The 9,443-nt window shown below is 72.4% G+C and carries 6 protein-coding genes; all 6 read left to right on the top strand.

Annotated features, from left to right (window positions below; genetic code table 11):
* A partial coding sequence (ligA, locus tag VMI11_01060) for an NAD-dependent DNA ligase LigA (GenBank protein ID HTY70996.1) occupies positions 1-1,330 on the top strand: 1,330 nt, incomplete at its 5' end.
* A gap of 175 nt (positions 1,331-1,505) precedes the next feature.
* A complete protein-coding gene (locus VMI11_01055; GenBank protein ID HTY70995.1) occupies positions 1,506-3,671 on the top strand; it encodes an EAL domain-containing protein in 2,166 nt (721 codons plus the stop codon).
* A 209-nt stretch (positions 3,672-3,880) separates the two neighbouring features.
* Positions 3,881-5,947 carry an EAL domain-containing protein gene (locus VMI11_01050; protein HTY70994.1) on the top strand — a complete coding sequence of 689 codons (2,067 nt, stop codon included), beginning with the start codon at positions 3,881-3,883 and terminating at the stop codon, positions 5,945-5,947.
* 178 nt (positions 5,948-6,125) lie between these two features.
* The gene (gene gatC / locus VMI11_01045) at positions 6,126-6,428 is read left to right on the top strand and encodes an Asp-tRNA(Asn)/Glu-tRNA(Gln) amidotransferase subunit GatC (GenBank protein HTY70993.1); all 303 of its coding nucleotides are present in this window, start codon (positions 6,126-6,128) and stop codon (positions 6,426-6,428) included.
* On the top strand, positions 6,428-7,933 hold the full coding sequence (gatA, locus tag VMI11_01040) for an Asp-tRNA(Asn)/Glu-tRNA(Gln) amidotransferase subunit GatA (GenBank protein ID HTY70992.1): 1,506 nt from the start codon (positions 6,428-6,430) through the stop codon (positions 7,931-7,933). Before gatC ends, gatA begins: the two co-directional genes overlap by 1 nt.
* Positions 7,930-9,441, top strand: coding sequence for an Asp-tRNA(Asn)/Glu-tRNA(Gln) amidotransferase subunit GatB (gene gatB / locus VMI11_01035; GenBank protein ID HTY70991.1), 1,512 nt, complete (start codon positions 7,930-7,932; stop codon positions 9,439-9,441). The genes gatA and gatB overlap by 4 nt, the downstream gene beginning before the upstream one ends.
* Positions 9,442-9,443 lie beyond the last annotated feature (2 nt).

The raw sequence follows: 9,443 nt of genomic DNA, 5'->3' as shown, positions 1-9,443 counted from the left end.
GTCCGACGGCTACGCGGCCTTGCGTGCCTGGGGCCTGCCCGTCTCCGACCGTTTCCGCGTCGTCCGGTCCACCGCCGACGTCGAGGACTACATCGGCTTCTACGCCGAGCACCGTCACGACGTCGAGCACGAGATCGACGGCGTGGTGGTCAAGGTCGATGAGCTGGACGTGCAGCGCCGCCTCGGGGCGACCTCGCGGGCGCCCCGGTGGGCGGTCGCCTACAAGTACCCCCCGCAGGAGGTCACCACCCGCCTGCTGGACATCCTCGTCAACGTCGGGCGGACCGGCCGGGTGACGCCGTACGCCGTCGTCGAGCCCGTCCTCGTCTCCGGGTCGACGGTCAGCCAGGCGACCCTGCACAACGAGTCCGAGGTCCGCCGCAAGGGGGTGCTCATCGGGGACCGGATCGTGCTGCGCAAGGCCGGCGACGTCATCCCGGAGATCCTGGGCCCGGTCGTGGAGGTCCGCACCGGCGCCGAGCGTGCCTTCGTCATGCCCACGCACTGCCCGGCGTGCGGCACCGCGCTCGCCCCCGCCCGCGAGGGGGACGTGGACATCCGCTGCCCGAACCACCGCTCCTGCCCGGCGCAGCTTCGGGAACGGCTGTTCCACGTGGCCAGCAGGGGCGCGCTCGACATCGAGGTGCTCGGCTACGAGGCGGCGTCCGCGCTCCTGGAGTGCGGCCTGGTCGAGGACGAGGGCGACCTGTTCGCGATCGACGCGGCGGCGCTGGCGGGCTGTCCCTTCTTCACCCGCAAGGACGGCGAGCTGTCCGCGAACGCCCTCAAGCTGCTGGACAACCTGGAGCAGGCGAAGACCCGGCCGTTCTGGCGGGTGCTCGTCGCGCTCTCCATCCGGCACGTGGGCCCGACTGCGGCTCAGGCGCTGGCGCGCGAGATGGGGTCGCTGGACGCCATCGCGTCCGCCGAGCCGGACCGGCTGGCCGCGGTGGACGGCGTCGGACCGGTCATCGCCGAGGCGCTCCTCGACTTCTTCGCCGAGCCGTGGCACCGACGCGTGGTCGAGAAGTGGCGGGCGGCGGGGGTCTGCCTGGCGGAGGAGGCCGTCGAGGCCGGCCCGCGGCCCCTGGACGGGGTCACCCTCGTCCTCACCGGGACCCTCCAGGGGTGGAGCCGGGACGAGGCGACGGCGGCGGTCCAGGCTCGCGGCGGCAAGGTGACCTCCTCGGTGTCGCGCAGCACCACCTACGTCGTGGTCGGCGACGCACCGGGCAGCAAGGCCGACAAGGCGGCCGCCCTGGGCATCCGCGTCCTCGACGAGGACGCCTTCGGCCGGCTGCTCGACCGCGGCCCCGATGCCGTGGGCTGACGGCCCGCACCGTCCGAGCCGCGTCGTCCGAACGGGTGATGATGATCCGTCCGTTCACGCGTGTGGCCGCCGAATCCTCCTCCCGTACGGTGTCGCAGACGATTGATGGCTCATAGTGACCGCTTAGACACGATGTGCAGGGGGGGTGGACACCGTGACCTTGGGGACGGGTGGAGTGAGCCACTCCTTCCTCGCCTTCCCCGCAACCCCGGCCACCGCCCGCCCGGTCGACCCGCCACCGCCACCGCCCACGCAGGCGCCCGAGCGCCCGCCCCCCCCGCAACGCCACGAGGAGGCCGCACCGCCGTCGCCGCTGGGACGCAACCGCTTCGCCCTCGCCCTGTGGCTGTCGGTCGCGGTCGGCCTGCCCATCTTCGTGGCCGCGCTGCTCCAGCTCGATCCCGCGGCCCTTGAGGCGATGAGCCCCGGGGTGTGGCTGCTCGGGGCCCTCGTCGTGGTCGGGGAGACCCGTCCGCTGATCGCGAGCAAGCGCTACGGGCAGGGCGGGGTCACCCCGTCGACGGCCTTCACCTTCGCCGTCATGTTCATCTGGGGCCCCGCGCCGGCCATCGTCCTGCACGGGATCGCCTCGCTCCTCGCCGACGCGGTCGACCGCAAGGAGTGGTGGAAGCGGATCTTCAACCTCTCCCAGTACAGCGCCTGTCTCGCGGCTGCCTGGCTCTCCCTCGCCGTGTGGGGCTGGCAGGCGAGCCCGACGCAGCCGCACGCGCTGAGCGCCGGCGACCTCGGTCCCATGGTGCTCTCCTGGACGGTCTACTTCGTCCTCAACAACGGCGTGGTGTCCCTCGTGGTCGCGTTGCGCAACGGCTCGTCGTTCTGGGAGGTCTTCTACGAGGACTTCGGCTACCAGGTCTTCTCCAACGTGGCCGTCCTCGTCTTCTCGCCGCTCGTCGCCCTCGTGGCGACGACCAGCCCGCTCTGGCTCCCCCTCGTGGTGCCGCCCATGTTCGCCATCTATGCGACGACCGGGATGGCCCTGGACCGCGAGCACCAGGCCAACCACGACGCGCTCACCCGACTGCCCAACCGCAAGTACCTGCGGGAGCGCCTGGAACAGGCGCTCGCCGAGCGGCCAGCCGATGAGTGCGTGGCACTGTTCCTTCTCGACCTGGACCGTTTCAAGGAGGTCAACGACACGCTGGGGCACCGGACCGGCGACCTGCTCCTCCAGCACGTCTCGGAGCGGCTCCTCGACGCCGTGCGCCCCGACGACGTCGTCGCCCGCCTCGGCGGTGATGAGTTCGCGGTCCTCCTCCCGACGATCCCCGACCACGCGACCGCGCTCGAGGTCGCCGAGCGCATCCGCGGCGCCCTGGACGCGGCGTTCGAGCTGGACGGGATGCTCCTGGAGCCGGAGGCGTCCATCGGTGTCGCGCTGGCGCCCTGGCACGGGGGGGACGTCGAGTCCCTCCTGCGGTGCGCGGACATCGCGATGTATGTCGCGAAGGAGGAGCGCTGCGGCATCGAGACGTACTCGCCCGACCGCGACCGGCACTCGACCGGCCGCCTCGGCCTGCTGGGTGCGCTGCGCCGGGCGATCGACGAGGGTGAGCTCGAGCTGCACTATCAGCCCAAGGTCTCCCTGGGCCGCGGCACCGTCACCGGCGTGGAGGCCCTGGTCCGCTGGCGGCACCCGACGCGCGGGCTGGTGCTGCCGGACGACTTCGTGCCGCTGGCGGAGAGCTCCGGCCTCATGCACAAGCTGACGGCGAGCGTTGTCGACGAGGCCCTCGCGCAGGCAGCGCAGTGGTGGGACCGCGGGCTGAAGGTGCCCGTCGCGGTCAACGTCTCCGCGCGCGACCTGCACGGTGCGGGGCTCGCCCGGACGGTCTCCGAGGGACTCACCCGCCACCGGCTACCCGCTGAGGCGATCCGCCTGGAGCTCACGGAGCGGATCCTGATGGCCGAGCCGGCGCGCGTGGCCGACAGCCTCGCCGAGCTCGACCGGCTCGGCGTACGGATGTCCCTGGACGACTTCGGCACCGGCTACTCCTCCCTGGTCCTCCTGCAGCGCCTGCCGGTCAGCGAGATCAAGGTGGACCGGTCCTTCGTGAGCCGGATGGCCGTCTCGAGCGAGGACGTGACGATCGTCCGCTCGATCATCGACCTCGCCCACGCCCTGGGGATCGATGCGGTGGCCGAGGGCGTCGAGAGCGACGCCTCCTGGGACACCCTGTGCGCGCTCGGCTGCGACAGCGCCCAGGGCTGGTACGTCGCCCGGCCGATGACCGCGGACGCGATGACCGAGTGGCTGGTCCGCCATCCGGCCGGCCGGGTGGCCGGACGCGCCGGGCACCTCGCCGCGGCCGACGGGATCTAGCGTCCCGCGTCCCGACGCTCGCTCGCGAAGCCGCCGGCCCACACGCCCGGTCGACCGATCCCGGTCGCAGGACGCCAGGGCCCACCCGCGACGCTCAAGGCACTCCAGGGGGGTGCCGATGCCCTCAACGAAGACGGGGCCGTCCCGGGGGCCGCGGCGGCGATCCGTGTGCCGACGAGGCCGGCGCCAATGGCCGAGGAAGGGGTGGGATGCCGACTCGATCACAGCATCCGTCGCTCCTGCGCCCCTCGATGTTCGCCTTCTGCTGGCACTTCGCGGTGTGGGGCGGGTGGGCGCTCGTCCTCATGGCGGTGGTCCGGGTCCAGGGCGTCATGCCCCACATGCCCCCGGCGTTCTGGGTCATCGCCGCGCTCGTCATCCTCGGGGAGCTGCGCCCGGTCCTCACGGCCAAGGGCGGGGACCCGCAGGGCATCGTCACCTCCACTGCGTTCCTCCTCGCGATCCTCTACATGTGGGGGCTCTGGCCGGCCGTGCTGCTGCAGGCCGGCGCCACCCTCGTCTCGGAGTGGGTCAAGCGCAAGCCGCCCTGGAAGGTGTTCTTCAACGTCGGGCAGTACGAGCTGTGCCTGCTCGCCACCTGGAGCGTCATGGCGCTGGCCGGGCATCCGCAGGGGCTCGACGGCCAGGGCCTCACGGGCAGCGATCTGGTGTGGATGGCGCTGTCCTGGCTGGTGTGGTTCCTTGCGAACGACCTGCTCGTGTCCGGCGTCTGGGCCGACGAGGGAACCGGCTTCTGGTCGGCCTTCACCGAGGACATCCACTACTACGCGGTGACCACGGCCGCCGTGCTCGCGCTCTCTCCGCTCGTGGTCCTCGCCGCCTCCGGCTCCACCGGGTCGGTCTGGTTCATCCCGCTGCTCATCGTGCCGCTGGAGGCCGTACGCCAGACCGGGCGGATCTCCCTCGAGGAGCAGCACGCGGCGCACCATGACCCGCTCACCGGTCTGCCCAACCGCAAACTGCTGATCCGGACCCTCGAAGGAGCCCTCGAGCAGTGCGCCCGAGGGTGCGAGCCCTTCGCGCTGTTCCTGCTCGACCTCGACCGGTTCAAGGAGGTCAACGACACCCTCGGGCACCAGACGGGCGACCGGCTGCTCGAGATCGTCGCGCGACGCATCCAGGGCGGGCTGCGCGACGGCGACGTCGTCGGCCGCCTCGGGGGAGACGAGTTCGCCGTGTTCCTGCCCGGCGTGGCCACCCCCCACGAGGCCGTCGAGATCGCCATGCGGGTGCGGGACGCCCTCGTGGAGACCTTCCACCTCGACGACGTCCTGCTCCAGCTCGAGGCCAGCATCGGCATCGCCTTGCACCCCAAGCACGGCGCCGAGGTGGGCTCGCTCATGCGCCGGGCCGACGTCGCGATGTACCTCGCGAAGGAGACCCGCTCCGAGATCGAGGTCTACGACCCCTCGCGCGACCGGCACTCCACCAACCGCCTCGGGCTGCTGGCGGCGCTGCGCCACGCCATCGACTCCGGGTCCCTCGACCTGCACTTCCAGCCCAAGGTCGACCTGCTGAGCAGCGGCTTCGTCGGCATGGAGGCCCTGGTCCGGTGGAACCACCCCGAGCGGGGGCCGATCCCGCCGGATGAGTTCATCCCGCTGGCCGAGACCTCGGGCCTGATGCACCGGCTCACCAACTACGTGGTCGACCGCGCGCTGGCGCAGGTGGCCGAATGGCGCAGTCAGGGCATCGATGTCGTCATGGCGGTCAACGTGTCCGCGCGCGACCTGCACGGGCCGGAGCTGGCCCAGACCATCTCCGAGAGCCTCGCGCGGCACCGGGTCCCGGCCACCCACCTGCAGCTCGAGCTCACCGAGCGCACGCTCATGGCCGAGCACGCGCGGGTGATGGACACCCTCGACGCACTCGAGGCCTTGGACGTCTCGCTCAGCCTCGACGACTTCGGGACCGGCTACTCCTCGATGTTCATGCTCAAGCGCCTGCCCGTGACCGAGATCAAGGTGGACCGGTCGTTCGTGTCCCGGCTCGCGGAGGCCGACGACGACGAGTCGATCGTCCGCTCGATCATCGAGCTCGCCCACGCCCTCGGGATGAACGCGGTCGCGGAGGGCGTCGAGACCGAGGACACCTGGCGCCGCCTGCGCGCGCTCGGCTGCGACTCCGCGCAGGGCTTCCTCATCGCCAAGCCGATGCCCGCGGAACAGGCCACCCGCTGGCTGCACGAGCACGTCGGGATGCTGCGCAAGGCGGCCCCGCTGCGGCTGCTCGTCGCCGAGGGCGACGGTGCCTGATTCCTCGCCCGCTGGCGAGGGCGCCTGATTCCTCGCCCGCTGGCGAGGGCGCCTGATTCCTCGCCCGCTGGCGAGGGCGCCTGATTCCTCGCCCGCTGGCGAGGGCGCCTGATTCCTCGCCGCCTAGACTGACGGCTGCCCAGCCGAGGCCCGCCTCGGCCGAATCGTCAGGAGCCGCATGCCCGCGCTGACCCGCGCCGAGGTCGCCCACCTCGCGAAGCTGGCTCGCATCGAGATGTCCGACGCCGAGCTGGACCACCTGTCCGGACAGCTGGAGGTGATCCTCGAGGCAGTCGCCCGGGTGTCCGAGGTCGCCGCCGAGGACATCCCGCCCACGTCCCACGCGGTGCCCCTCACGAACGTCATGCGGGCCGACGCGGTCGCCTCCGGCCTCTCCCAGGACGAGGCCCTCGCGGGGGCCCCGGTTCCCGCGGAGGAGCAGCGCTTCCGGGTGCCGCGCATCCTCGGCGAGGAGGCCTGATGTCCGACCTCGTGCGTCGTGGCGCGGGCGAGCTCGCCGGCCTCGTCCGCTCGGGTGAGGTCTCCGCGGAGGAGGTGACCCAGGCCCACCTCGACCGGGTGGCCGCCGTCGACGGCGACGTCCACGCCTTCCTCTTCGTCGACACGGACGTAGCCCTGGCCACCGCCCGCGCGATCGACCACCGACGTCTCCGGGGCGAGGATCTCGGCCCGCTGGCCGGCGTACCGGTCGCGGTCAAGGACGTGCTCACGACGCGGGGTGTCCCCACCACCTGCGGCTCGCGCATCCTGGCGGGGTGGCGCCCGCCGTACGACTCGACCGTGGTGCGCCGGCTCAAGGAGGCTGACCTCGTCGTCCTCGGCAAGACCAACATGGACGAGTTCGCGATGGGCTCCTCCACCGAGCACTCGGCGTACGGCCCCACGCACAACCCCTGGGACCTCTCCCGGATCCCCGGCGGCAGCGGCGGCGGATCGGCCGCCGCGGTGGCCGCCTTCGAGTCACCGCTCGCGGTCGGGACGGACACCGGCGGCTCGATCCGCCAGCCGGCCGCGGTCACGGGCACGGTCGGCGTGAAGCCGACCTACGGGGGCGTGTCTCGCTACGGGCTCGTCGCGCTGGCGTCCTCCCTCGACCAGGCCGGTCCGTGCGCCCGTTCGGTCCTCGACGCAGCTCTGCTGCACGCGGTCATCGGCGGGCACGACCCGATGGACTCGACGTCGGTCGACGCGCCGGTCCCGCCTGTGGTGGAGGCCGCGCTCGCCCGCGACGTCCGGGGTCTGCGGGTCGGGCTGGTCAGCCAGCTCGGGGGGGAGGGCTACCAGCCGGGTGTGGAGCAGCGCTTCCGCGAGGCGGTCGACCTGCTGGTCGAGATGGGCGCGCAGGTGCGCGAGATCGACTGTCCGAGCTTCGACTACGCGCTGGCGGCGTACTACCTGATCCTGCCGAGCGAGGCCTCGAGCAACCTGGCCAAGTTCGACGGCATGCGCTACGGCCTTCGGGTGGGCGACGACGGCGAGCGCTCGGCCGAGGAGGTGATGGCGCTCACTCGCGACGCCGGGTTCGGGGCGGAGGTCAAGCGGCGCATCATCCTGGGGACGTACGCGCTGTCCTCCGGCTACTACGACGCCTACTACGGCCAGGCGCAGAAGGTACGCACGCTCATCTCGCGTGACTTCGCCCGCGCCTTCGAGCAGGTGGACGTGCTGGTGTCGCCGACCTGCCCGACCACGGCCTTCCGGCTCGGGGAGAAGCTGGACGACCCCCTCGCCATGTACCTCAACGACGTCGCCACCATCCCCGTGAACCTCGCCGGCAACTGCGCGATCAGCATTCCCGCCGGCCTGGCGCCCGAGGACGGGTTGCCGGTGGGGGTGCAGGTCATGGCCCCCCCGCTCGCGGACGACCGGCTCTACCGCGTCGGTGGGGCGCTGGAGGCTGCCCTGCTCGACCGGTGGGGAGCGCCGCTGCTCGCGGAGGCCCCTGAGCTGGCGGGGGCCAGATGAGCGAGCAGCTGCTCGACTACGACGAGGCCCTGGCGACCTACGACCCGGTGCTCGGCCTCGAGGTGCACGTCGAGCTGTCCACCGCGACGAAGATGTTCTGCGGGTGCCCGACCGAGTTCGGCGCGCCGCCGAACTCGCAGGTCTGCCCGGTCTGCCTGGGTCTGCCGGGCGCCCTCCCGGTCGTCAACGCCACCGCGGTGGAGTCGGCGATCCGGATCGGGCTGGCCTTGAACTGCCACATCGCGACGTGGTGCCGGTTCGCGCGCAAGAACTACTTCTACCCGGACATGCCGAAGAACTTCCAGACCTCGCAGTACGACGAGCCGATCGCGTACGACGGCTGGACCGACGTCCGGGTGGACACGGGCGACGGTCCGAGGACCTTCCGGGTGGGGATCGAGCGGGCCCACATGGAGGAGGACACCGGGAAGTCGCTGCACGTCGGCGGCGCGACCGGGCGCATCCACGGGGCGTCGCACTCCTTGCTGGACTACAACCGGGCGGGCGTACCCCTCATCGAGATCGTCACCAAGCCGATCGAGGGCACCGGGCCGCTCGTCGCCGAGGTCGCGCGCGCGTACGTCACCCAGCTGCGAGAGCTGCTGCGCGCGCTCGCCGTCTCCGACGTCCGGATGGAGCAGGGGTCTTTGCGCTGCGACGTGAACCTGTCGCTGCGGCCGTCGCCTGCGGCGCCGTACGGGACCCGGTCCGAGACCAAGAACGTCAACTCGCTGCGGTCTGTGGAGCGGGCCGTGCGCCACGAGGTGAGCCGGCAGGCGGCCGTGCTGCGATCCGGCGGGCGCGTCGTGCAGGAGACCCGGCACTTCCACGAGGACGGCGGCGTGACCACGCCGGGGCGCAGCAAGGAGCAGGCCGAGGACTACCGCTACTTCCCCGAGCCCGACCTCGTCCCGCTGGCGCCGGACCCCGACTGGGTGGAGAAGCTGAGGCTCACCCTGCCGGAACCGCCCGGAGAACGCCTGCACCGGCTGCAGGAGGAGTGGGGCCTGAGCGACCACGAGCTGGACTCCCTGGTCAACGCCGGCGCGGTCGAGCTGGTGGTCGCCACGGTGGCGGCCGGCGCCGACCAGGCGGATGCTCGCAAGTGGTGGCTGGGGGAGCTGGCCAGGGTCGCCAACGAACGAGGCGTCGGCCTCGCCGAGCTCCCCATCACGTCGGCCCAGGTCGCTCGCGTCGTGGAGCTGGTCTCCTCGGGGACGCTCACCGACCGCCTGGCCCGCGAGGCGGTCGCGGGCGTCCTGGCCGGCGAGGGCGACCCCGACGAGGTCGTGGAGCGCCGGGGTCTGGTCGTCGTGTCCGACGAGGGCGCGCTCGCCGCGGCGGTCGATGCCGCGATCGCGGCCGACCCGGACGCCGCGCAGAAGGTCAGGGACGGCAAGGTGGCGGCCGCGGGGGCCCTGGTCGGCGCCGTCATGAAGGCGACCCGCGGGCAGGCGGACGCCGCGCGCGTCCGCGAGCTGCTGTTGGAGCGGCTGGCCCCGCGATGAGC

This window comes from Actinomycetes bacterium (genome assembly GCA_035506535.1).
In the GTDB taxonomy this organism is placed as follows: Bacteria; Actinomycetota; Actinomycetes; order DATJPE01; family DATJPE01; genus DATJPE01.
This window is presented reverse-complemented; position numbering and strand designations above follow the sequence as displayed.